Consider the following 24,148-nt stretch of genomic DNA (forward strand, 5'->3'; position numbering starts at 1 on the left):
TTATCTAAACTGCTCCAAATATTCTGTTACTGATTTGCTCATTTCCTTCGAAAAGTCTGAATTATACTTTCGATTACAAAATGCACTGCACCACTCTTCGTAGGTGCTGTTTTTACACTTATATGCAAACATCTCTCGCAATTCATCCCCCTCCATATTACGATATGTATTCTCATGCACAATATGTTTCTGTTCACACCGTTCTGGTTTTTTACGCTTCATTTGTTGCTTTGTAGGCCAGCCAAATACTATCATAACTGCCGGAAATACATATTCTGGCAATTGTAAGAGTTTTCTCTGCTCTTCGCAATTCTCCATAATGTCACCAATATAACAGGAACCAATGCCAAAGCTTTCTGCTGCTACCACTGCATTCTGTGCCGCAATGGCTGTATCTGTTACCGCAAGCATCAAATCTCCTACATCCGGTTTTCTTGGTTTGCACCCTGCTTCCAGATAAGCATCATACCACTTCTTACAATCTGCACAGAACACCAGAACCATCGGTGCCTTTGCAATAAATGGCTGGTGGTCGCAGCTTTCTGCAAGTGCTTCTTTTAAATTTTGATCTGTAATATCCAAAATTGTATACAACTGCTGACATCCTGCTGTCGGAGCCTGCATAGCTGCCTCTAAAATCACATTCTTCATCTCGTTTGGGATTGCTTTTTCTTCATATACTCTCACTGATTTTCTGTTGTATAAACTTTCTATAATTTCATTCATTCTTTACTATACCGCCTTCCTTTTGCATTACTTTCTGTCTTATAAATTTCATATTTTTCATTATAAATGTTAGTACTTGCAAGTGCAAGGTGATAGTATCCGCAGTGCTGGATTTTCTTCCACAATTCTCATTGTTTCTTACTGAATGATGATACTTTTTTCGCCCTTAATCCCATAAAAACAACCGTTTACCGATTTTTTAACCTGTTTTCATAAAGCTTAACGAAGACTCTGAGGTGCAATACTTTCTGTAAAATTATTATACCCCTCTGCTGAAAAATGGGTATACAGATTTGAAAAGTTGCAACCACTACACACAATATTCACACAAAATTCTCTTTATGTTTTCAATTTTTATAGGCTTTGCCAAGTGAGCATTCATTCCTGCTGCCAGACACTTTTCTTTATCTTCTCTGAATGCATTTGCTGTCATGGCAATAATCGGGATCGTCTCAGCATCTGGATGTTTCAGTGACCGGATTGTTTTTGTCGCAGTAATCCCATCCATTACAGGCATCATGATATCCATCAGAATTGCGTCAAAATAACCTTCCGGTTTCTCCTGGAACATTCTGACCGCCTGCAATCCATCTCTTGCAACTGTCAGATTTGCACCTTCATCAGACAACAGCGTTTCTGCAATTTCTGCATTCAGTTCATTATCCTCCACCAGCAATAAGTTTAATCCGCTGATATCCATCTGTGCCGCTGTTTTCTTTGCTGTATCTGGTGCGGGAGCAAGTTTAAACGGAATCCTGATGATAAAGGTTGAGCCAATGCCTTCTTCGCTTTTAACTTCAATAGTTCCACCCATCTTTTCAATCAGACCTTTTACAATCGCCATTCCCAGTCCAATTCCCTGCTGTGTACTTCTTGCATCCTCTCTTTCCTGCGAAAACGGCTCAAATATATGCTCCTGGTATTCCCTGCTCATACCAATGCCGGTATCAGTTATGGTCCACTCATATGTCGTAATTCCGTCAACAGCTTCTGTATAATCTGACACCGTTCTTATCTTGCCGCCAATTCGGTTATACTTAATACAATTTCCATAAATATTAAGAAATATCTGTCTTAAATGCAACGGACTTCCATAAATAAAGGGATATCGAAGCCCTTCTTTTTTTGAACAGAACTGCATCTGGATTCCTCTGTCTTTTGCCCGCTGTTCTATGATAGTCAGAACATCCTGGCTTAATTCCTCAAAATTGATGATTTCCTGCGTCAGAGGTACATTTCCCTCTTCAATTTTGCTCATCTGAAGGATATCGTTAATAAGAGACAATAGATAGTCTGCAGCTACCTGTATTTTTCTGAAATTTTCCAGGACCAATTCCCTGTCATCAAAATGTTGCTCAGCAATCTTCAGCAATCCGATAATTCCATTCAGCGGGGTTCTCATATCGTGAGACATCCTGGAGAGAAAATCAGACTTGCTTTTATTTGCTTTCTTTTCACTTTCCAAGGCAATTGATTTGTGCATGAAGTCATTTTTATCCAGCATAAGATTCCAATGTTCAATGGTTCCGTCTTCCTTTATCACTTTCTGTCCGCGATCTTCGATGTATTTGTATATACCATCCTTACAGCGTATCCGGTAAATAGTAGCATAATGATCGAAATGAGTATATTGATTTAATGCATCTGCAAGTCCGACCTCCACGTCATCTGGATGAGCAAGGCCGATAATATTACCGCCAGAAGCATCCAACAGTTCCTTTGGTGTTGCGTAACCGAGCATATTTGCAAATTGTTCTGAAACATATTTGAAAGAGTATTCCGGGTCATCATTACTGATTTTGACGCCGCCGGGGATGGATACGGTAAACAACTCCAGCTGACTTTGCAGTTTTTTTGTCAATTTCTCGATCATAGCTGTATGCTTTTTCTCTTCTTCCAGAAGCTTCGCATACTCTCTGTTTGATTTTTCCAGTGCCCGCTCTTTTTCCTCTAAGCGGTAATGTTCTGTACGGTCAAGAACATAATTAACTGCAATGACATCTCCAGTTTCCTCTTCACGGTACAGAGCCATGTGATCTTCTGCAAGCATGGGCTCAAAAGTAGCAGTCCTGGTCCAGTATCGGAACGATATATGCCGTTCACCATTTTCAAACCGATTTAATAATCGTTCTCTGTCAAACTCGTGCAGAAAATCTTTAAGACCTTCCTCAGGTATGGTCAATGCCCATGCATCTACCAGACTCTGTAAGCTTGAATTTTCCGGCAAACCTAATTGTTCATTCAGATTATATTTTTTCCATTAACTACCTGATACATGGAACCACGTACGATATTCTTTGTGAGATTGATCACGCAGTATCCATCGGCAATAGCAAATACCGACTCTTCCAAAAAACGATTATTAATAATATCCTGACTCATTCAGCTATACATTTCCCACTACCTGGGCATGTTCAGGACTTTCACCTGCGAGAGCGCGCCCATGGCGCGCAAACGAAACGTGCGCCGCAAGGCGCACTACAAAAAAACTCCCATAATCAACTGATTATGAGAGTTTTATGATTTTCTTATGCAATTTGGTGTAAATTTGGTGTAAACACCTTTTCTATACTTTAACAAACCTTTTAAAATCAAGGAATATTGAGCTGGGGAATCACACCCCGCCCCGAAGAATTTTCTTTTTCTGCCAACGATTATAAACCATCTCTGCATAGATTGCAGGCCCCACTTTTCAATACTTTTCTACTTACTCTCATTTTTCCAATACACAGAAAACAGGATAGGCATACAGAAAATCAGACACCCTTTTGCTGGTGCCTTTAGCACAGATGAGATCCGGCACCTACGTAGACTTTCGCGAAGGTCCGCCGACCCTCGTGAACTTAGTCGTAGTTGATGACTAGCTCAGCTGTGCGTTACCAGCGGGTGTCTGTTTTTCTATGTGAGGAGCCAGGGTTCGTCCGTTCCACTCACCCATTTACTCCCCCACAACCTTAATATTCCTGACCGCCCCAAAACTCTCCGGCGGCCTCCGGTCCGTGAGAATCACCCCACGTTCCAGCGAAGCAAACGTCACCGAACTCACATTCCCGAACTTCGAGTAGTCCGCCAGCATAAAAACCTGTCTGGCCTGTTCCACTGCCGTCTGCTTGACCAGCGCTTCACTGTAATCCGGCGTGCTGAACCCGGCCTTGAGCCCCACACCATTTGTCCCCAGAAACGCCTTCGAAAAATGCAGCTTTTGCAGACTCAGAATCGCCTGATTCCCCACAACAGCCTCCGTCGTCCCTTTCAGCTCCCCGCCGATCAGATACACCCGATAGCCCTGCGCTGCCAGCCGCTGCGCGTGAGAAACCGCATTCGTCACAAAAGTAGCACTCTTCTCCTTAATGAAATCAATCATCTGCCCCGTCGTCGTCCCCGCATCGAGATACACAAAATCATCCCTCTCGATCAAAGACGCCGCATACCGGGCGATGGCTGTCTTTTCATCCTTGTTGATCTCCGCTTTCTGCGCCACCGACGGCTCCGCTGTGGTAAATCCACCGTCAGCCACCACTGCACCGCCGAAAACCTTGATCAGTTTCCCTGCTTTATCAAGAGCTGCCAGATCCCTTCGTATCGTAGACTCCGAGATCCCCAGCAATTCCTTTATCTCTGTTACCGTCACACTGTTCTTTTCATTTAAAAGATTCAAAATAACTTCATATCGTTTTTCCGTCAGCATACTCTCTCCTGATACTTTCGTAACTGTTCAGTACCCTCACAGTTACCTATTTTCTGTATCTGTCTCCAGAATGATCTTACGGATCGGAAGAATACTTCCCGGTGATACCGACAGCTCGTCCACGCCCATTGCCAGAAATTCTTTTGTCAGGCTGGTGTCCGCTCCCAGTTCACCGCAGATACCTGCCCAGATACCTGCTTTGTGTGCATTTTCCACCGTCATACGGATCATGGAAAGCACTGCCGGATGATGGGCATCGTAAAACTTATCCAGCTTCGGATTCTGCCGGTCGATCGCCAGCGTATACTGTGTCAGATCGTTCGTTCCGATACTGAAGAAATCCACCTCTTTTGCCAGTTCTCCGCTCATCATGACAGCCGCCGGAGTCTCGATCATGATACCCTGCTGCGGATTGCCGAATTCCAGCTGTTCCGCGGTCAGTTCCGTCTTCACTTCTTCCACGATCTCCTTGATCTTTTTCACTTCCCACAGACTCGTGATCATCGGGTACATGATCGCCAGATTACCGTAGGCACTCGCACGAAACAGCGCGCGAAGCTGTGTCTTGAAGATTTCCGGGCGTGTCAGGCAGATCCGGATCGCACGATAACCAAGCGCCGGATTTTCCTCTTTATCCATTCCGAAATACTCACACTGCTTGTCTGCGCCGATATCCAGCGTACGGATGATCACCCGTTTTCCCGCCATCGTTTCCACCGCTGTCTTATAGATGCTGAACTGCTCTTCCTCCGTCGGATAATTGTCCTTTTCCAGGTAAATAAATTCACTCCGGAACAGTCCGATTCCGCCGGCATCATTCTGTATTACAGTTGCAAGATCTTTAATATTTCCTATATTAGCATACAGCATGATCTTCTTTCCGTCCAGCGTAACATTTTCTTTGCCCTTCAAAAGCTGTAACAGCTCTTTCTTCTCCTGCTCTGCCTGCTGACGTTTCTGCATCTCTTCGAGTGTCTGTGCATCCGGCTCCACGTAGATCTTTCCGTTCAGTCCGTCTACCACCGCCAGTTTTCCGTCTACCGTATCGTCAAGCGGCAGTTCCTCCGTTCCGATCAGTGCCGGGATCGCCATGGTTCTTGCGAGGATCGCAGTATGGGAATTGACCGAACCGTGAACCGTGACAAAAGAAAGTACCATATCTTTTTCCAGCTGCACGGTTTCTGACGGAGCCAGATCATCTGCCACGATGATCACCGGTTCATCCGTCACAACTTTTCTCTTCTGACCGCCATGTAATACGGAAAGCACACGCTCCGAGATATCTTTGACATCCGCCGCGCGCTCTCTCATATAATCGTCATCCATCGCCCGGAACATCTGGGCAAAATTATCGCCGGTCACGGCCACGGCGTACTCTGCATTTACTTTCTGCGTCTCGATGATATTTTCCACGGATTCATTATAATCCCCGTCATCCAGCATCATCTGGTGGATCTCGAAGATCGCTGCATTTGCCTCGCCCACTTCTTTTAACGCTTTCTGATACAGTTCCTGAAGCTGTTCTATGGCAGCTGCCTTGGCTGCCTCATAACGAGCCAGTTCTCCTTTGGTATCTTCTGTCCGCACCCTCTTTACCTGCTGCTCATTTTTCTTATATACACTGATCTTTCCGATGGCGATGCCGCCAAATACACTCTTTCCACTATATACCTGCATCCTGCGCTCCCCTCTCAGAATTTGCCTGTATCCGGTATGCCTCCACATCATCAATCTTGCCGCTTCTTTCCATCAGTTCCACGGCCTGATCCGGTGCTTCGCTCCTCCTCTTCGGAGCACTGTCCGGTGATATACTTCTTACATCCGGTATATCCGTAATCCTCATACGTTTCTCTCTCTTACTTTCTTTCTTTTTGTTACCGTACTTCTGAATTTACCTGTCTGTACACATCTTCCACCTGTTCACGACCGGCCAGATATTCGGAAAATGCACTGGCGCTGCCGGTTGCAATTCCCATATGGAAAGCCTCACGGTAATCCTGACGTTTCAGCCATCCGGTCAGGAATCCGGCCACCATAGAATCTCCGGCTCCCACACCATTGACCAGTTTTCCTTTCGGTGCCGGTGCCAGGTAGACCTTTCCATCAGCTGCAGCCAGAACCGCTCCTTCTCCTGCCATAGATACCAGAACGTTGGTGGCTCCCATCTCCTGCATCTTCTTCGCATAAGGAATCACAGATTCTCTGTCCTTTAATTCCACACCGAAGATTTCTCCCAGTTCGTGATTGTTCGGTTTTACCAAGAATGGATGATATTCCAGTACGTTCACCAGCAGATTCCCCGTGGCATCCACTGCGATCAGTATTCCTTTTCCATCCAGACGTTTCAGGATATTTCTGTAAATGTCATCCGGCATCGATGCCGGAATGCTTCCTGCCAGTACCAGAACATCGCCTTCCTGTAACTGATCCAGCATCTCAAATAACTGCTGTGTCTTTTCCCTGCTGATCGCCGGTCCCTGTCCGTTGATCTCTGTTCCTTCAATGTTCTGCAACTTCAAGTTGATCCGGGAAATCCCTTCGTCCACCGGAATGAATCTCGCGGTCACTCCGATCTCTTCCACCTGTCTTTGAATCTCATCTCCGGTAAATCCTGCCGCAAATCCCAGTGCGGTATTTTCCAGTCCCAGATTCTTCAATACGATAGAAACGTTGATTCCCTTTCCTCCCGGAAGCATCATCTCTGTGGCTGTTCGGTTGGTCATACCCAGCTGAAAGTTATTGACGGAAACGATGTAGTCCAATGACGGATTAAACGTTACTGTATAAATCATGTTCTTCCCTGCCACTCAAAATGTGTTCAAATATACTCAAACACATCGAGAAATTAAAGTCCTTGCGGATACTTCTTACTGCTTCGATGTGTATGCTTTGGCGATTGTAAACAATACGCTACTCACAAGTTCGTGTACACTCCACAGTCGTAAATTCCTGCGATAGCCCGCAGTACATACTTACGTTTGCGTTTATTATGCAACTTCGTAAGTTAAAGCATCTCTTAGATTAAGAGCAGCATTGAAATCCCTATCCTCGACATAGCCACAATTACAACGGTATATTCTATCTGAAAGCTTCAAATCTTTCTTGATAGCACCACAGCAATGACATATTTTGGATGATGGATACCATCTGTCTACGACTCTTAATTCAATACCGTTTTCATCACATTTTGCTTTAAGCTTGGTTCTAAATTCATAAAACTTCTGTGACGCAACAGCTTTTGAAAGATGTCTGTTCTTCATCATTCCTGATACATTCAAATTTTCAATAGTTATATAAGATGGTTTGGTTTTCACTATCTCGGCTATTGATTTATTGATATAATCAGTACGAATATTATCTATTTTATGATGAAGTCTTTGTACTTTGAGCTTTTGCTTTTGTATATTCTTTTGAGTGGACTCTCCTTTCTTTAAGTTCTCATATTTTCGTGAGAGACATCTTTGTTCTCTACGCAGTTTCTTTTCCAATTTTTTAATTCTTGCTGACTTATTGATATTTTTATAAGTTTTACCATTGGAAACAATCGCCAAGTCTTTTAAGCCCAAGTCAATTCCTATACCACCATTGCTATTATTGGCAATCTTAGCGTCGGGAATTTCTACAAGAGCTGACACATAGTATCTGCCTGCTTTGATGGATACTGTACCGCTTTTGATTTTCCATCCGTCTTTAGTTGTTGGTATATAACCTTTTTCTTTAATGCGTACCCAACCTAAAGTGGGTATGTTCAACCTATGTCTCTCACATCTACAGTCTTTAGTATTGTTCTTTACGAAATACATTTTTACATCAGATTTACCTTTCTTTTTGAAATTAGGAAAAGCACTTTGATGTTTAAAAAATCTTGTAAATGCAGTACATCCATCTTCAATAGACTTTTTTACAGCTTTTGAATATGCTTCTTTAATCCATATTTTATCAGGATTATTAGGAATATACTCATTATTAAGCCATACGTTGAAACTCTTGCCAGTCATAAACTTTTCACCGTTATCGTGCAAAGTTTTGTTGTGATCGAGATAGAAGTTGTAGACATACCTACAAGTGCCAATAGTCTTGTTAATCTTGATTTTTTGCTCGACCGTCGGATTTATTTCCGTCTTGAAGCTCTTTAGCAATTTCCTCATCCCTTTCTATTTGTTTTTTATACTTACGAAGTCCATACAACCTGCAAGAGAACACATGAAGTATAGAAACAATATCCTGTACGAGTTCTTCCTGTGGTGATAGTTCTTCGTTGTTCACTACCACAATGCTTGTATTAAACTTCATACAGAATTTTTCAAACCAATCGTAACCAAATCTGATAAATCTGTCTTTATGAGTTACTATTATGGTTTTTATTTTCTGTTCCATTACTTCATTTAATAATTCATTCCACTTTTTACGATTGTAATTAAGACCACTTCCATAATCCTCAATACACTGATCGATAATAATACCTTTAGCATTACAAAACTGTCGCAAAAATGCAACTTGATTCTGTAAATTATCTTTTTGATTTCTTGTAGACACTCTGGCATAAATAACTACCTGACGTTTATCATTTTCAATATTTATGCCTTTGAATTGAAGGTACTGGTCATAAGTATAATAACGCCTATCAGTTGGAGTTCGATTTGCCTTTAAAGTTCCTTCTCTGTCCCAGCGTTGCAATGTCTTAACAGACACACCTAACAGTTCAGCAAAATCTTTTGGCTTATAATTTGTGATATTTGATGTATTCATAATAATTTACTCCTTTGAGTATATTTAAACACATTTAATCACATTTGACAATATATTCAATTACTTATTTTTTCCTCCTGCTTTTCTCAGTTCTTTTCTATGTATGTATTATATAATCATATTCATTCAAATCCAAACAAAAAAGATGCCAGCTGTGGATTCTCTTCCACAGTTAGCATCTTTTATTTTTCTTATCTTATACTCGCTTTTGCGATTTTATCACCTTCGTCTACCGAATTCCACGCATAGACAGGCCGATCCGCTTTTTGTTCAGATCCACGCTGATGACTTTTACATCCACAACATCTCCTACGCTGACAACTTCCAGCGGATGTTTGATATATTTGTCACTGATCTGGGAAATGTGTACCAGACCATCCTGGTGTACGCCGATATCTACGAATGCACCAAAATCGATCACGTTTCTTACAGTTCCTTTTAAGATCATACCTTCTTTCAGATCTTTCATATCCAGAACATCGGAGCGAAGGATCGGTTTTGGCATATCTTCACGCGGGTCACGTCCCGGACGACCGAGTTCTTTGATGATATCACGGAGCGTGATCTCACCGATTCCCAGTTCCTCTGCCAGTTTCTTGTAATCTTTGATATAGATGGCAGTCGGTCCGTCACCGAAATACTGTTCTTTCGTAAATCCCTGTTTTGCAAAGAGTTTTTCCACAGCTTCGTAGCTCTCCGGATGTACACTGGTCGCATCCAGCGGATTCTTTCCACCCTGGATACGCATGAAGCCTGCACACTGTTCAAAGGCTTTCGGTCCCAGTTTGGCTACTTTTAACAGTTCTCTTCGGTCGGTGAAACGGCCGTTTTCCTCACGGTAAGCTACGATATTTTTTGCAATCGCTTTGCTGATACCGGAAATATACTCAAGCAGAGACGCGGAAGCGGTATTCAGATCCACACCGACTTTATTGACACAGTCTTCTACCACACCGTTCAGTGCTTCGCCCAGTTTCTTCTGGTTCATATCGTGCTGATACTGTCCGACACCGATGGCTTTCGGGTCGATCTTTACCAGTTCTGCCAGCGGATCCTGCAGACGTCTGGCGATGGAAGTGGCACTTCTTTGTCCCACATCGAAGTTCGGGAACTCTTCGGTCGCCAGTTTACTTGCAGAATATACAGATGCTCCTGCCTCGTTGGTGATCACATACTGTACCTTTGTCGGTACTTCTTTTAACATATCCACGATCACCTGCTCAGATTCCCGGCATGCAGTACCATTTCCTACAGAGATCAGATCGATATGATACTTTTCAATCATTTTCTTAACTGTTTCTTTGGCTGCTTTGATCTTGGCTTCTGTGGTCGGTGCGGTCGGATATACAACCGTTGTATCGAGCACTTTACCGGTCTCGTCAACAACTGCCAGCTTACAGCCGGTGCGGAATGCAGGATCCCATCCGAGAACAACTTTTCCCACGATTGGCGGCTGCATCAGCAGCTGTTCCAGGTTCTTTCCGAATACTTTGATGGAACTGTCTTCGGCTCTCTCGGTCAGGTCGCTTCGGATCTCACGCTCGATCGCCGGTGCGATCAGACGTTTGTAGCTGTCTTCCACAACGGTTTCCAGGATCGGAGTGGTGTTCGGATTGTCGTTACGGATCACCTGGCGTTTTAACCAGGACAGAATCTCTTCTTCCGGTGCGTTGATCTTAACGGTCAGGATCTTCTCTTTTTCTCCACGGTTCAGTGCCAGTACGCGGTGGCCTGCCAGTTTGGAAATCGGCTCTTCGAAATCATAGTACATCTCATATACAGAGCTTTCGCTTTCTTTCTTTGCGCTGGATACGATGGAGCCTGATTTTACGGTCATCTTACGGATACGGATGCGGTAGTCTGCCTCATCCGCCACAGATTCTGCCAGAATATCCGATGCACCTGCAATCGCTTCTTTTACATTTTTTACTTCTTTTTCCTCGGATACATAGCTTTCCGCCTCTTCTTCAATAGACTTGTCTGTCATCTGAAGCAGGATCAGATTCGCCAGCGGTTCCAGACCTTTTTCTTTGGCGATCGTTGCTCTGGTTCTTCTCTTCGGACGATACGGGCGGTACAGATCTTCTACGACTACCAGCGTCTGTGCTTCCAGAATCGATTTTTTCAGTTCTTCGGTCAGTTTGCCCTGTTCTTCAATGCTTGAGAGTACCTGTTTTTTCTTATCTTCGAGGTTTCTCAGATACAGCAGTCTCTCATGCAAGTTACGTAGTACCTCATCGTTCAGGGAACCGGTTGCTTCTTTTCTATATCGGGAAATAAACGGAATCGTATTTCCTTCATCTATCAGTTTGACAGCGGCTTCTACCTGCCACTTTTCCACCTGTAATTCCTGTGTTAATGCCTGAATAATATCCATGTATAGTCTCCTTTTGTAACTGTCCACTACTTCACAGTTATGTTTTTCTTTCATTGTGTCCTGTACTACCTTACCAAAAGGCGGGTTTCCTTGTCAATGCCGATTTTTCCTGTCCCCCTGTGATCACTGCCAGATTCCGTCAAATTCTGATTTTCCTGCTTTCGACCGCGTTACTTCTGTGGTATACTGAAAGACAACTGAAAAATTAAAACAAATCTGTTTTTCATAAATGTTACCGATTTTTAAATAGGAGGTTATCATCATGTACAACGATCAACAGCCAAATCCCGGCTCCTGGCAGGAGGCGGAACAGCGGATAACTCCGCCGCCGAAGCGTGGGAATGGATTCAGTACCGCTTCCATGACCGCCGGAACGCTTTCTCTGTTCTTTCTGGTCAGCGGACTTTCTTTCCCGGTAGGAGCGCTCGGCATTTTATTCGCTCTGCTCTCCCGCAAAGGGGATAAGATGGATTCGCAGGCAAGACTGGGATGTATTCTTTCCAGCATCGGTCTTTGCCTTGGCATTGCTATTTTTATTTACGCCGCAGTCACCGTCTACCAGAATTTCCCGGAACTCCTTCAGCAGTATCAGCAGCTTTATGAGATGTACCAGGGCGGTATGTGATTGTTTATGGAGGTTTTTGACTTATGAATATTTCATCAAAAGAACTGAAAAAAATGGCCCGAAACCAGCTTTCGGGAAAATACGGAACGTTTATCGGAACCAATGTGCTCTACATCCTGATCACACTGGTCGCTTCGAATCTGATGGATCTGGTACTCGGAACCTCATCCATCCTGAACCCGCTGACTGCTACTTCCGCCACCGTGGAAACGCTTGGTATCAGTCACACCGTGGTTTATTATCTGTCGACCTTTATTCTCTCACTGATCCTCTCGGTATTGAATATCGGTCTGTTAAAGATCGCTCTTGACACCGCCAGAGGCTATGACATCCGCTTTCAGGACCTCTTCTACGGTTTCAAGCATCATCCGGACCGCGTGATCCTGGCGCAGGGTGTGATCCTTCTTCTGACCTACCTGTGCATCCTCCCTGGCAGCGGACTTTGCATCTACGGCTACCGCCAGAAGTCCGTAACTCTCCTCCTTGCCGGCACCGCCGTCCTGTGCGTGGGACTCGTGATCTACCTGATCCTCTCCCTGATGTTCAGCCAGACCATGTTCTTCCTGACCGACTACATCGACATCGAAGCCATGCAGGCACTCAAAGAAAGTGTGCGGATCATGAGAGGCAAAAAGGGAAAACTCTTTTATCTGCAGCTCAGCTTCATCGGAATCTATCTGCTGGGCGCGATTGCATGCGGGATCGGACTTTTGTGGGTGATCCCTTATCTGCAGGTGACAATGGCAAACTTCTACCGGAAGATCACCGGGGAGGTATAATCGTTCCCCGGACGCAAGAAGGCGGGCAAGGTTCCCCTGGGGAGACGTGTGCAGAGTGACTTTAAGCTATCTGCTAACTGCGACTAAGACTCTCGCGAGAGCGCTCGAGCCTAAGTCTCCGTAAGCAGAGGATCTTAAAGCTCACTCTAACCGCACACCTACAGGACCTGCCACTGGCAGCTCCTTCCGGATGCAATGCAACAAAGTGTCTCCTCCAGGGGAACCTTGCCCGCCTTCTTGCTGGGTATCCATTACCTCTAAGTAAAAAAATCGCATGTTTTTTACATTCTATTCTCTCTTCTGATTTTCCCAAAATATACTACCAAAAACAGCAACTTTCACCACATTAGTTCCTGCCAAAACCAGTGGCGAGCCCCGGAGGGATCCAGGGTGAGACAACACTTTGTGGGCGCTTAGGGCAAGCTTTGAAATCCGACACTTACGGAGACTTTCGCTTGGGTCAGCTGACCCAAGTGAATATAGTCGTAGTTAGTGGCTAGTTCAAAGTTGCCCTGCCCTCGTTGTCTCACCCTGGATCCCTCCGGGGCTCGCCACGTCCTCTTTAGCAACAAACCTATATCAAACTAATTATTTTACGCCTCAGCCAACCCAAACGCACCATGCACCGCATTCATCGCCCGAACCGCATCCTCACTGTTCACCAGCACCGTGATCCGGATCTCAGAAGTCGCAATCATATTGATATTCACGTTCTCATTATACAGACACTCAAACATCTTTGCAGCCACACCCGGATTGGACATCATGCCGGCGCCTACAATCGAAAGTTTCGCAACTTCACAGTTATAATCCACTCTCTCAAAACCAAGCACTTCCTGATACTCTTTGAGCAGTTCAATCGCCTCTTTCAGATTATCATGTGCAACCGTAAAGGAAATATCCTTCGTTCCCTCACGTCCGACAGACTGGATGATAATATCCACATTAATATTCTTCTTTGCCAGTGTATTAAATAATTTAAACGCACTACCCGGTGCATCCTTGATTCCGATCACGGAGATACGGTCTGCATCTCTGTCCAGGGCAACGCCGCTGATCAACATTCTTTCCATTTTCTTTACAACCTCCTTGACAACAGTACCTTCAGATTCATTCAGACTGGAACGTACCACCAGCGGTACGCCGTATTTTTTCGCCATCTCCACCGATCGGTTATGTAACACACCTGCTCCGAGAGTCGCCAGATCCAGCATCTCATCATAGGTGATCGCATTTAACTTTCTCGCTGTCGGCACCAGTCTCGGGTCAGCGGTGTAGACACCATCTACGTCCGTATAGATCTCGCAGGCATCCGCATGAAGCGCTGCTGCCAGAGCTACTGCCGTCGTGTCGGAACCACCCCTTCCAAGGGTTGTGTAATCGTTGTACTTGTTGATCCCCTGGAAACCTGTGACGATCACGATCTTACGGTCATCAAGCTCCCGGCGGATCCGCTCGGTATCGATCTTTTTAAGTCTTGCATTGCTGTAATTGCTTGTCGTGTGCATGGTTACCTGGAATGCATTCAGGGAAATGGCACGTACACCCAGTGCATCCATCGCCATGGCCATCAGAGACACCGACATCTGTTCCCCGATGGTAAACAGCATGTCCATCTCTCTCTTGGATGGATTCGGATTGATTTCTTTTGCTTTGGCAATCAGCTCGTCCGTGTATTTTCCCATGGCAGATAAAACCACTACCACATCGTTCCCGTTCTGATAATCACGGATGCATCGCTTTGCCACATTGAAAATGCGTTCTTTGTCCGCCACCGAAGTGCCGCCGAACTTTTTCACGATTAACATGTTTCTCCTCCTGTGTTTCTACGCAAACAGAAGCGGATCAGCCTGCTGTGGCGTAATCCGCTTCCTGCCTCTGCTGTATTTCCATTCGTGATACCCCCGTTCCGGGCGCCCTCACATGGATATGCACTAAATGATAAACCCTTTTTTTCCATGCGTCAACCGCTTCCATGGCGATTATTTTCAAAGTTTTTTCCCATTCTTTCCTGCACGGTCACATGTTTTTTCCACACGAATTTTCCTAAAAAAAATGACATGTCCGCCGTCCTTTTTCAGAACGACACAGACATGCCATTTCTCTGTTTTTTTCTTTAGAACCGAACCCGGATCATGCCGATAATGTTATCGAACTGTGCCGCTTTCGCTCTGTATTCTTCCTCTTTCATCTTAGAGGTAATAAATCCAAACTCTTTGCCAACCTCTGCGACAACCTTCGCATCGATGGTTCCGAACACTTCTTCCACTTTTGCAAGACTCTCGGTGTAGCTGCCTTTCATACGGACGAAGAATCTGCTCTCTACCTGGCTGATATCGATCATTTCCAGTTTCTCGCTGCTCCATCCCGTCATAATAAAACGGTTCAGGTGTTTGGCTGCATCTACCACGTCAGCTACAACCGCACTGGCTGTCGGCAGTTTTCCTGCACCGCTTCCGTAGAACATCGCATCCCCCAGCATATTGCCGTGGATCACGATCGCATTAAATACATCGTTGACACTGAACAGCGGGCTGTCACCGTTGATCATCACCGGGCATACCATCGCATAGTATTTGTCGCCGATCCGCTTGCTGGTTGCCAGCAGTTTGATGGTCGCGCCAAATGCTTTCGCATACCGGATATCCGCAGAAGTGATCTTTGTGATTCCCTCGGTATAGATTTCCTCAAAATCCACATGATGACCGAATGCCAGAGAAGAAAGAATCGCGATCTTTCTGCAGGCATCCCAGCCCTCGACATCTGCTGCCGGGTTTCGCTCCGCATAGCCGAGTTCCTGCGCATTCTTCAGCACATCCTCAAACTCGGAACCGTCACTTGTCATCTTGCTTAAAATATAGTTGGTTGTTCCGTTTAAGATACCACTGATCTCGTCGATCTCATCTGCTGTCAGAGAAGAATTCAGCGGACGGATGATCGGAATACCGCCACCGCAGCTTGCTTCAAATAAGAAGTTGCAGTTTTTCTCCTTTGCGATCTGGATCAGTTCCACACCGTGTTTTGCAACCAGTTCTTTGTTGGAGGTACATACGGATTTACCGCTCTCCAGCGCTCTTTTAACGAATGTATATGCCGGATTGGTTCCTCCCATTACTTCTACCACGATCTTGATCTCCGGATCGTTGGCGATCACTTCGTAATCATGTACGATCTTTTCCTGTACCGGATCTCCCGGGAAATCTCTCAGGTCCAATACATACTTGATGTTGATCTCTTCCCCTGCTTTTTTATTGATGCTTTCCTGGTTCCGGTTGATCACTTCCACCACACCGGATCCCACTGTGCCGTAGCCTAATACTGCAATCTGTATCATCTGTTTTCTACTCCCTGCCTAATATTTTCAAATAATGTACGCCTGTCTGCTGTTCCATCTGGCCGATCATGTCTTCCGCGTCTCCCGCTTCCGGCAGGATCTCCACACTCAGCGTCAGCGTTGCGATTCCGTTAATCGGAATACTCTGATGAATGGTCAGGATATTTCCGCGAAATTCAGCGATGGTGCGCAGAATATCCGAAAGAATCCCCGGTTTATCATCCATCTGTAAAATAAAGGTAACCGTTCTTCCTTTTGCCTGATCGTGAAAAGGAAAAATATCGTCTTTGTATTTGTAAAATGAACTGCGGCTGATGCCCACCTGCTCGGTCGCTTCCTGCACGGTAGTTACCTGCTCCGAATCCAGGATCCGTTTCGCTTCCACTACTTTTAAGAGCACTTCCGAGACAGCCTTCTCTCTTACCACATAATATTTTGTCTTTTTCTCCATGTCTTCTCTTTCTTTCCTGTGGCTCTGCATGTTCGCATCAGAAACACATTTGTAGTCGTCCAAAAGATATTACCATACATTGCCATCCGGTGCAAGAATTTTTTCGCAAATGCGGCAAAACATGTTTTTCAAGTCAGGCTCGCATAAAATATTACAGGCTCCGACCGCCGCCGCCATGTGAGGTACCGCTGCTGGAAGTATGTGTGGAACTCCGGCTTCCACCGCCACCACCACCGCCCGACGGCGGATCTCTCGGGATTCTCCGCTGTGTGATGCTTCGATGAAGGAACTGGTCATCCCTTCTCGTAAAATGTACCTTTGCCTGGCTCTCATACGGATACCGATACGTTTTCTTTTTTAACCGGTAAGATCCCAGCACAGCTGCTGCAAATCCGCCGCCGCAAAGCAGTGCGATCACAGCCGCTCCGATGGCTTCATAGACCGTAATACTGCGGTATCTTGATATTTTTCCCGTCTCCGTGTCATAGTTATACTGATCCGAAGGAATTCCGTCTTCCAGATAACTCTCTGTCTCATTCAGCATCTCAAGAATACCGTCCGCATAATTCTTTGCTTTCAGATTATCATATCCCGCATCGATCACTGCATCAATTCTCGCATCGGTAAGATACCGAATCATCTTTCCCGCCGTTGAGATCCACACCGAACCGTTGTCCAGATCGATCAGATACAGCGCGCCGTCATCCGCATATCCGTTATAATCATAATAATCATCCGCATATTCCTCAGAGGTCTTACCTTCCGCATCTTCCGTCGTCACTACCACAAAATCCATGTTCCAGTCCGCCGTAAGTTCTTCGATCCGGTCGGTAAGTTCCTGTTCTTCCTCCTGTGAAAAAAGTCCTGCCTGATCGTCTACCGCGGTGCCATCCGCCCATGCAGATACCGGAACCAGCAGAAGCAGAAGTGTCAACAGAAGGTATCCCGTCTTTTTTCTCATCCTCATAACAAAAATCCTCCTGCCAGTCCCAAAAGAAATACCACACCGGTGATCAGTGATGATACCAGGCTCAGTTTCTTATAATCAACCGGAAGTTCTCCGCACACCTTGCCGTTTTGTCCGTTGATGGTATAATAATAAATCTTTCCGTTTCTTCCTTTATAAGTCACCGTCCACACAGGAACCAGCGCATAACGCCATCGCTCCTGTCGGTTACCCACCTGCTGATGAACCGGCCGTACCGTCGTGTAACCGCGCATATCATTTTCAAGCACTCTTTTTGCATACTGCTCGGTATCCCGCGCGATCTCCGCTCCAAACGCTTCTTTTTCTAGATCCCGCCGTTCTGCCTGGAAACCGGAGAGATATCCCATGGAAAATGGTTTTACCGCCTTCTGGTCATACGGCTGCACACCCTCTACCAGCTTCCGGTTCGCTTTTTGCAGTGCGATCTTCGGCATATCATCAAATTCCACATTTCCTTCCCGGTACACCCGGTAAAACTGTGTTTCCCTGTATTCCGTATCACCCGTTCTCCAGGTGCGGACTTTCGTAGCCTCTGCCTCCATCGAGGCATCTCCCCGCCAGTCCACCATCCAGTATGGAAAATACACACCGTTCATCTTCTCAATCTGTTTCGCACTGAAGAATCCGTGCGGAACAAATTTCTTCTTTTTCATATTCTCCAAGAAAATCTCTTCCGCTTTTTTCCGGTCGATTGCAAACGGAATGATCTGCTGCGGAAGGTATTCCCCGGAAACTCTCCCCGATAATACTACCGGGGTGTGACAATAATAACATTCTGTAGCTGCCGTCGTCGGATCTGTCACGATCTCGGCGCCACAGCTTGGGCAGACATACACTGCCGCCTCTTCCTGTTCCTGCCCTTTTGCAGAATCAGCCGCCTCAGAAGTTTCCTGAGACGGCTGGTTTTCTTTCTGCATCGTATCAATCTGTTCCTGAGAGAACTCAGAATTACAATAAGGACAGGAGTAGCTCTGGGTATTCGGATCAAATACCAGTTCGCCGCCGCAATTGGGGCATTTGAAACTGACTACCGCCATGATTTCCTCCTCATCTTCCTATATGGATATATCTGCTTCGTCTTTTTGCCTTATGGTCTTGGTTTTCCGCACTCACTGCAGAACTTTCCGGTATTCTTCTGTCCGCAGCTGCATGTCCACGGTCCCATCTGACGGGGACGTCCACACTCACTGCAGAATTTTCCGGTATTTTGCTGTCCACAACTGCATATCCAGATATCCGGCTCGTTTGCTGCATGATGTGCTGCCGCAGCTGCCTCCTGCTGCATCTGCTGATTCCGGATCATCTGCTGCTGGTTCGCTGCCGACATGGAAGCTGCCATATTGCCGCCCATCTGTGCTCCCATCTGCATTCCCATGAATCCCATGGTACTGCCGTTTGCATTGCTTCCTGCCGCTTCCATTCCTCTCGCAAAAGCGCCCTGCATATATCCTTCCCGAATGGATGGATCCTGCAGCATCGCTCCCTGATTTCTCAGATTCAGCAGTTCCTGTGATTTTTCATCGTAGGACAGGCTCGCGATTGCTACCGCCTGGATCTCCATACCTCTGGTCTGTCTCCAGTCCTCATCCAGGGTATCTGCCATATATTTTGACAGTTCCCGGCTCTTGGACGGTACATAGGAAATCCGCATGCCGTCTGCTGACATCTGATTGATGGAGGACTGCAGCGCATCCAGGAATTCATACAGATACTGCTCGTTGATATCTGTAATCTCTACCTGGTCTTTGTTTTTCGGAATGGCTTCCACATAGAACTTGATCGGATCTGTGATCCGGATGGAATACGTTCCATGCGCTCTTAAAAACAGTTCTGCATTGTAAAAATTATCGAAATAGCTGATCGGATTTCTGGTGCCGAAACGGATTCCCTTGATCTCCTGAAGATTCAGGTATAACACTTTCTGTGAAGTCGGTGTTGCCCCGCCAAAACGGAACCGGTCAAAAGAATTCTTTACCACATCGTCCAGACTTCCGCTGAACATCGACGGCATAGAGGAATTATCCACAGTAAAATACCCCGGTTCTGCACTGTAATCCACAATCCGTCCGCCGTCTAACAACATCATGAACTGTCCCTCATATACATGAATCACCGATCCGTTGGAGATGGTATCTTTCCCACCTTTTCGGTTTGCTCCTTTTCCTGTGTGGACACCTGCGGTCAGTACGGTCTGACCTCCCATATTTTCCGGTTCGATCACTTCCAGCCACTGATCGGCGAGTGTACCGCCGACGGTCTGTTTGATTGCTCTGATAATGCCCATATGCCTGCCTCCTTTTTACATTTCTTCGTCTGCGTTCTCCGGCTGTTTTCCGCCAAGGGCGATCCACTTGAGATAACCGTTGATAAACGGATCCAGATTGCCGTCGAGAACGCTGTCCACGTTACCGCTCTCGGTTCCGGTTCTGTGGTCTTTTACCATTGTATATGGCTGCAATACATAGGAACGGATCTGGTTACCCCAGCCGATGTCTGTCACTTCGCCACGGATACCGGAAAGTTTTTCCATATTTTCCTGCTGTTTTAACAGATACAGCTTTGCTTTCAACATCTGCATCGCCTTGTCTTTGTTCTGGAACTGAGAACGTTCATTCTGGCACTGTACCACGATTCCGGTCGGAATATGTGTGATACGGATGGCAGAAGAAGTCTTGTTGATGTGCTGACCACCGGCACCACTGGATCGATAGGTATCGATACGCAGATCGTCCTCTTTGATCTCCACATCCAGATCTTCATCAATATCCGGCATAACATCGCAGGATACGAAAGAAGTCTGTCTCTTTCCTGCCGCATTGAACGGTGAAATACGCACCAGACGGTGTACCCCTTTTTCTGATTTCAGGTAGCCGTAGGCATTTTCCCCGTGTACCTCAAAGGTTACTGATTTGATACCAGCTTCATCGCCATCCAGATAATCCAGAACTTCCAGGGCAAATCCTTTCTTTTCTGCCCATCTGGTGTACATCCGGTAGAGCATACCCGCCCAGTCGCAGGACTCGGTTCCGCCGGCTCCGGCATTTAACTTGATGATGGCATCCTTGCTGTCGTATTCCCCGGATAACAGGGTTTTCATACGAATCGTCTCGAAATCAGCCTCGAACTGATCCATGATCTCTTGAATCTCAGAGATGACCGAAGCATCATTTTCTTCGTATCCCATCTCGATCAGAGTTTCCATATCGTCTCTCTGGCTCTCCAGATTTTCATAGATCTCTTTATCGTCCTTGAGACTTTTGAGTTCTTTCATCATCTCCTGGGAGCGCTCCGGATTGTCCCAGAAATCCGGTTCTTCCATCTTTCTTTCCAATTCTTCGATTCGCTTTTCCTTGTTCTCAAGATCAAGGGAATCTCTCATTTCTTCCAATGGTTTCGCATAGGAATTCAATGTTGCTTTAAACTGATCTAATTCTACCAAAGGTTTTACCCTCTTTCCTTATACAATATTTTATACATTTCCGGCTGTTGACTACGCTATCGCATCAACAGCCGTTTTTCTTTTTCTTTATACCAGTTTTCTTCCGCAGCACTGTTTGTATTTCTTGCCGCTTCCGCACGGGCATGGATCGTTCGGATATACTTTCTGTTCCGCACGACGTACCGGTCCTTTGACGGATTCGTCTTTGTTGGTTCCGGTTACTTCCGCTACCTGCTCACGTTCTACTTTCTGCTCGATTCTTACGTGATACAGCAGACGAACGGTATCCTGCTGGATGCCTGCGATCATCTCGTCAAACATCTCGAAAGCACTCATCTTGTATTCAACTTTCGGATCTCTCTGTCCGTAAGCCTGCAGACCGATACCCTGACGCAGCTGTTCCATATCATCGATATGATCCATCCATTTTCTGTCGATAACTTTCAGCAGTACCACACGTTCCAGTTCACGGATCTGTTCCGGTTCCGGGAACTCTGCTTCTTTTACTTCGTACAGTTTGATCGCTTCTTCTTTCAGGTTCTGTTTTAACTGGTTCTTACGAACACCCTTGACATCTTCCTTGGTGATCGTCTTCACCGGAATGATCGGCTGCAGGATCGTATTCAGTTCCACCAGATCCCACTCATCAGAATCCACCTCATCGCTGATACACATATCCACGGTATTTTCCACGGTATCGGTGATCATCTTGCAGATCGCATCACGCATGTTGTCTCCGTCAAGTACGCGGCGTCTCTCTTTGTAAATGATCTCTCTCTGTTCGTTGTTTACCTGGTCATATTCGAGCAGGTTCTTACGGATACCGTAGTTGTTGCTCTCGATCTTTCTCTGTGCCTTCTCGATCGCGCTGGAAAGCATCTTATGCTCGATCTGCTCGTTCTCTGCAACACCGAGGCTGCTGAATACAGACATCAGCTTCTCGGAACCGAACAGACGCATCAGATCATCTTCCAGAGAAATATAGAAACGGGACTCACCCGGATCTCCCTGACGTCCGGCACGACCACGCAGCTGGTTATCGATACGACGGGACTCATGACGCTCGGTACCGATGATCTTCAATCCACCGGCTGCTCTCGCTTCATCGTCCAGCTTGATATCGGTACCACGACCTGCCATGTTGGTCGCAATGGTAACTGCACCTGCCACACCGGCCTGTGCAACGATCTCTGCCTCCAGCTCATGGAACTTCGCATTCAGTACCTGGTGAGCGATACCCTCTCTCCGAAGCATGTTGCTTAAGAGTTCGGAAGTCTCGATCGTGATCGTACCTACCAGTACCGGCTGGTTCTTCGCATGTGCTTTCTTGATCTCTTCCACAACAGCGCGAAATTTTTCTTTCTTTGTCATATATACCGCGTCATCCAGGTCGATACGCTGTACCGGACGGTTTGTCGGGATCTCGATAACGTCCATACCGTAGATCTCACGGAACTCCTGTTCCTCGGTCAGAGCCGTACCGGTCATACCTGCTTTTTTCGCATATTTGTTAAAGAAGTTCTGGAAAGTAATAGTTGCCAGAGTCTTACTCTCACGGCGTACCTTTACATGCTCTTTTGCCTCGATCGCCTGATGCAGACCATCGGAATATCTTCTTCCCGGCATGATACGTCCGGTAAATTCATCAACGATCAGTACCTGATCATCTTTTACAACATAATCCTGGTCACGGAACATCAGGTTATGCGCACGCAGTGCAAGGATCACATTGTGCTGGATCTCCAGATTCTCCGGATCTGCCAGATTTTCGATGTGGAAGAACTTCTCTACCTTCTTCACACCTTCTTCTGTCAGGTTTACTACTTTATCTTTTTCATTGACGATAAAATCACCGGTCTCGACAATTTCCTCGCCCATGATCGCTGTCATCTTGGTCATCTCACCGCTGGCTTCTCCACGTTCCAGCTGTCTTGCCAGAATATCGCAGACTTCATACAGTTTGGTGGACTTTCCGCTCTGTCCGGAAATGATCAGAGGAGTACGCGCCTCATCGATCAATACGGAGTCGACCTCATCGATGATCGCATAATGCAGCTCTCTCTGCACCAGCTGTTCTTTATAAATAACCATGTTGTCACGCAGATAGTCGAAACCATCCTCGTTGTTGGTTACATATGTGATATCACATGCATACTGTTCCCGTCTCTCGTCATTCTTCATGGAGTTTAAGATCACACCGACCTTCAGACCCAGGAACTCATGGACTTTACCCATCCACTCAGCATCTCGTTTTGCCAGGTAATCATTGACGGTTACGATATGCACGCCTTTTCCTTCCAGCGCATTCAGATAGGCCGGACAGGTAGAAACCAGCGTCTTACCTTCACCGGTTCTCATCTCAGCGATACGTCCCTGATGCAGAATAATACCACCGATCAGCTGTACCCGGTAATGCTCCATATTCAGCACACGCTTAGCCGCCTCACGCACTGTAGCAAATGCCTCCGGAAGCAGATCATCCAGCGTCTCTCCCTCTGCCAGTCTCTCCTTGAACTTTCTGGTCTGATCCTTCAGCTCCTCGTCCGTCATCGCCTGCATCGTCGGCCGCAGCGCTTCAATCTGATCCACCAGCGGCATAATTCTTTTCAACTCCCTGGAACTGTGCGTTCCAAAGATCTTTTCAGATAATTTCATCAATCCACTCCTATAAAATCCAATTTATTTTTTGTTACTAAATACACTGTCAATCTCAATTTCCCGGCACACCCAACCGATACCATTTCCAGTCTAGTGCACCATATTATATTCTAACACTTTACCGAAGAATGCACAAGTAAATTGTGCATTCTTGCCCCGTATCACTCACCTGCATCTGCCCCACTGGCAAATCCCAAAAAATCCACCAAAACCTTTCCTTTCTAAGTCAGTTTTTTCCATTGTCAGCCCGTGGGAGTTGGATCCTGGGGCGGGGGCATTTTGCGGGCGCTTAGGGCAGGCTTTGAAATCCAGCCCTTACGGAGACTTAGGCGCG

At 46.0% G+C, this 24,148-nt stretch carries 21 protein-coding genes; 2 read left to right on the plus strand and 19 right to left on the minus strand.

All coding sequences use genetic code 11. The features are described from left to right. From ETP43_RS13475 to ETP43_RS17135, 11 genes are all read right to left on the minus strand, one after another. Positions 1–726 (minus strand): nitroreductase family protein, encoded by a 726-nt coding sequence (locus tag ETP43_RS13475; protein ID WP_022399191.1) that lies wholly within the window; start codon positions 724–726, stop codon positions 1–3. 310 nt (positions 727–1,036) lie between these two features. Next, positions 1,037–2,953 (minus strand): PAS domain-containing hybrid sensor histidine kinase/response regulator, encoded by a 1,917-nt coding sequence (locus ETP43_RS13480; protein WP_129258617.1) that lies wholly within the window; start codon positions 2,951–2,953, stop codon positions 1,037–1,039. 14 nt (positions 2,954–2,967) lie between these two features. Beyond that, positions 2,968–3,108: a hypothetical protein gene (locus tag ETP43_RS17130; RefSeq protein WP_164979719.1), complete on the minus strand. Its 141-nt coding sequence runs from the start codon at positions 3,106–3,108 to the stop codon at positions 2,968–2,970. Positions 3,109–3,664: 556 nt separating this feature from the next. Further along, positions 3,665–4,414, minus strand: coding sequence for a DeoR/GlpR family DNA-binding transcription regulator (locus tag ETP43_RS13490; protein WP_129258619.1), 750 nt, complete (start codon positions 4,412–4,414; stop codon positions 3,665–3,667). A 42-nt stretch (positions 4,415–4,456) separates the two neighbouring features. After that, a complete protein-coding gene (ptsP, locus tag ETP43_RS13495) occupies positions 4,457–6,091 on the minus strand; it encodes a phosphoenolpyruvate--protein phosphotransferase (RefSeq protein ID WP_129258621.1) in 1,635 nt (544 codons plus the stop codon). Further along, positions 6,078–6,257, minus strand: a complete 180-nt coding sequence (locus ETP43_RS13500; RefSeq protein ID WP_129258623.1) for a hypothetical protein — start codon at positions 6,255–6,257, stop codon at positions 6,078–6,080. Before ETP43_RS13500 ends, ptsP begins: the two co-directional genes overlap by 14 nt. A gap of 31 nt (positions 6,258–6,288) precedes the next feature. After that, positions 6,289–7,206: a 1-phosphofructokinase gene (pfkB, locus tag ETP43_RS13505; RefSeq protein WP_129258625.1), complete on the minus strand. Its 918-nt coding sequence runs from the start codon at positions 7,204–7,206 to the stop codon at positions 6,289–6,291. Between the two features lie 195 nt (positions 7,207–7,401). Continuing rightward, the gene (locus tag ETP43_RS13510) at positions 7,402–8,562 is read right to left on the minus strand and encodes an RNA-guided endonuclease InsQ/TnpB family protein (protein WP_129258627.1); all 1,161 of its coding nucleotides are present in this window, start codon (positions 8,560–8,562) and stop codon (positions 7,402–7,404) included. Next, positions 8,495–9,148, minus strand: coding sequence for an IS607 family transposase (locus ETP43_RS13515; protein WP_164979771.1), 654 nt, complete (start codon positions 9,146–9,148; stop codon positions 8,495–8,497). The genes ETP43_RS13510 and ETP43_RS13515 overlap by 68 nt, the downstream gene beginning before the upstream one ends. A gap of 244 nt (positions 9,149–9,392) precedes the next feature. Further along, the gene (locus ETP43_RS13520) at positions 9,393–11,540 is read right to left on the minus strand and encodes a Tex family protein (RefSeq protein WP_129258632.1); all 2,148 of its coding nucleotides are present in this window, start codon (positions 11,538–11,540) and stop codon (positions 9,393–9,395) included. A 123-nt stretch (positions 11,541–11,663) separates the two neighbouring features. Then, positions 11,664–11,804 (minus strand): hypothetical protein, encoded by a 141-nt coding sequence (locus ETP43_RS17135; protein ID WP_164979721.1) that lies wholly within the window; start codon positions 11,802–11,804, stop codon positions 11,664–11,666. On the opposite strand from ETP43_RS17135, the gene ETP43_RS13525 reads away from it, so the two are divergent. Both ETP43_RS13525 and ETP43_RS13530 read left to right on the plus strand, forming a co-directional pair. Next, positions 11,803–12,165 carry a hypothetical protein gene (locus ETP43_RS13525; RefSeq protein ID WP_129258634.1) on the plus strand — a complete coding sequence of 121 codons (363 nt, stop codon included), beginning with the start codon at positions 11,803–11,805 and terminating at the stop codon, positions 12,163–12,165. The genes ETP43_RS17135 and ETP43_RS13525 overlap by 2 nt on opposite strands. 23 nt (positions 12,166–12,188) lie before the next feature. Beyond that, positions 12,189–12,944, plus strand: a complete 756-nt coding sequence (locus ETP43_RS13530; RefSeq protein WP_129258636.1) for a DUF975 family protein — start codon at positions 12,189–12,191, stop codon at positions 12,942–12,944. A 593-nt stretch (positions 12,945–13,537) separates the two neighbouring features. Here the strand turns inward: ETP43_RS13530 and ETP43_RS13535 are convergent. The 8 genes from ETP43_RS13535 to secA form a co-directional block, all read right to left on the minus strand. Continuing rightward, a complete protein-coding gene (locus tag ETP43_RS13535; RefSeq protein WP_129258638.1) occupies positions 13,538–14,752 on the minus strand; it encodes an aspartate kinase in 1,215 nt (404 codons plus the stop codon). 308 nt (positions 14,753–15,060) lie between these two features. After that, positions 15,061–16,278, minus strand: coding sequence for a homoserine dehydrogenase (locus ETP43_RS13540; RefSeq protein ID WP_129258640.1), 1,218 nt, complete (start codon positions 16,276–16,278; stop codon positions 15,061–15,063). A 7-nt stretch (positions 16,279–16,285) separates the two neighbouring features. Further along, positions 16,286–16,729 (minus strand): ACT domain-containing protein, encoded by a 444-nt coding sequence (locus tag ETP43_RS13545; protein ID WP_022399725.1) that lies wholly within the window; start codon positions 16,727–16,729, stop codon positions 16,286–16,288. A 151-nt stretch (positions 16,730–16,880) separates the two neighbouring features. Further along, positions 16,881–17,696: a TPM domain-containing protein gene (locus tag ETP43_RS13550; protein WP_129258642.1), complete on the minus strand. Its 816-nt coding sequence runs from the start codon at positions 17,694–17,696 to the stop codon at positions 16,881–16,883. Then, positions 17,693–18,754: a TFIIB-type zinc ribbon-containing protein gene (locus tag ETP43_RS13555; protein WP_129258644.1), complete on the minus strand. Its 1,062-nt coding sequence runs from the start codon at positions 18,752–18,754 to the stop codon at positions 17,693–17,695. The genes ETP43_RS13550 and ETP43_RS13555 overlap by 4 nt, the downstream gene beginning before the upstream one ends. Positions 18,755–18,804: 50 nt before the next feature. Then, entirely contained in the window at positions 18,805–20,001 is a 1,197-nt protein-coding gene (locus ETP43_RS13560) for an SPFH domain-containing protein (protein WP_129258646.1), read from the minus strand. Positions 20,002–20,016: 15 nt separating this feature from the next. After that, a complete protein-coding gene (gene prfB / locus ETP43_RS13565; protein WP_129258648.1) occupies positions 20,017–21,156 on the minus strand; it encodes a peptide chain release factor 2 in 1,140 nt (379 codons plus the stop codon). Between the two features lie 87 nt (positions 21,157–21,243). Continuing rightward, a complete protein-coding gene (gene secA / locus ETP43_RS13570; RefSeq protein WP_022399730.1) occupies positions 21,244–23,811 on the minus strand; it encodes a preprotein translocase subunit SecA in 2,568 nt (855 codons plus the stop codon). Positions 23,812–24,148 lie beyond the last annotated feature (337 nt).

Source organism: Blautia faecicola, assembly GCF_004123145.1.
Taxonomy (GTDB): domain Bacteria; phylum Bacillota; class Clostridia; order Lachnospirales; family Lachnospiraceae; genus Oliverpabstia; species Oliverpabstia faecicola.

Excerpts from the sequence above, each read along its gene's own strand:
- ETP43_RS13475 (WP_022399191.1), bottom strand. The coding sequence starts at position 726 with ATGAATGAAATTATAGAAAGTTTATACAACAGAAAATCAGTGAGAGTA.
- ETP43_RS17130 (WP_164979719.1), bottom strand. The coding sequence starts at position 3,108 with ATGAGTCAGGATATTATTAATAATCGTTTTTTGGAAGAGTCGGTATTT.
- ETP43_RS13490 (WP_129258619.1), bottom strand. The coding sequence starts at position 4,414 with ATGCTGACGGAAAAACGATATGAAGTTATTTTGAATCTTTTAAATGAA.
- ptsP (WP_129258621.1), bottom strand. The coding sequence starts at position 6,091 with ATGCAGGTATATAGTGGAAAGAGTGTATTTGGCGGCATCGCCATCGGA.
- ETP43_RS13500 (WP_129258623.1), bottom strand. The coding sequence starts at position 6,257 with ATGAGGATTACGGATATACCGGATGTAAGAAGTATATCACCGGACAGT.
- pfkB (WP_129258625.1), bottom strand. The coding sequence starts at position 7,206 with ATGATTTATACAGTAACGTTTAATCCGTCATTGGACTACATCGTTTCC.
- ETP43_RS13510 (WP_129258627.1), bottom strand. The coding sequence starts at position 8,562 with ATGAGGAAATTGCTAAAGAGCTTCAAGACGGAAATAAATCCGACGGTC.
- ETP43_RS13520 (WP_129258632.1), bottom strand. The coding sequence starts at position 11,540 with ATGGATATTATTCAGGCATTAACACAGGAATTACAGGTGGAAAAGTGG.
- ETP43_RS13525 (WP_129258634.1), top strand. The coding sequence starts at position 11,803 with ATGTACAACGATCAACAGCCAAATCCCGGCTCCTGGCAGGAGGCGGAA.
- ETP43_RS17135 (WP_164979721.1), bottom strand. The coding sequence starts at position 11,804 with ATGATGATAACCTCCTATTTAAAAATCGGTAACATTTATGAAAAACAG.
- ETP43_RS13530 (WP_129258636.1), top strand. The coding sequence starts at position 12,189 with ATGAATATTTCATCAAAAGAACTGAAAAAAATGGCCCGAAACCAGCTT.
- ETP43_RS13535 (WP_129258638.1), bottom strand. The coding sequence starts at position 14,752 with ATGTTAATCGTGAAAAAGTTCGGCGGCACTTCGGTGGCGGACAAAGAA.
- ETP43_RS13540 (WP_129258640.1), bottom strand. The coding sequence starts at position 16,278 with ATGATACAGATTGCAGTATTAGGCTACGGCACAGTGGGATCCGGTGTG.
- ETP43_RS13545 (WP_022399725.1), bottom strand. The coding sequence starts at position 16,729 with ATGGAGAAAAAGACAAAATATTATGTGGTAAGAGAGAAGGCTGTCTCG.
- ETP43_RS13550 (WP_129258642.1), bottom strand. The coding sequence starts at position 17,696 with ATGAGGATGAGAAAAAAGACGGGATACCTTCTGTTGACACTTCTGCTT.
- ETP43_RS13555 (WP_129258644.1), bottom strand. The coding sequence starts at position 18,754 with ATGGCGGTAGTCAGTTTCAAATGCCCCAATTGCGGCGGCGAACTGGTA.
- ETP43_RS13560 (WP_129258646.1), bottom strand. The coding sequence starts at position 20,001 with ATGGGCATTATCAGAGCAATCAAACAGACCGTCGGCGGTACACTCGCC.
- secA (WP_022399730.1), bottom strand. The coding sequence starts at position 23,811 with ATGAAATTATCTGAAAAGATCTTTGGAACGCACAGTTCCAGGGAGTTG.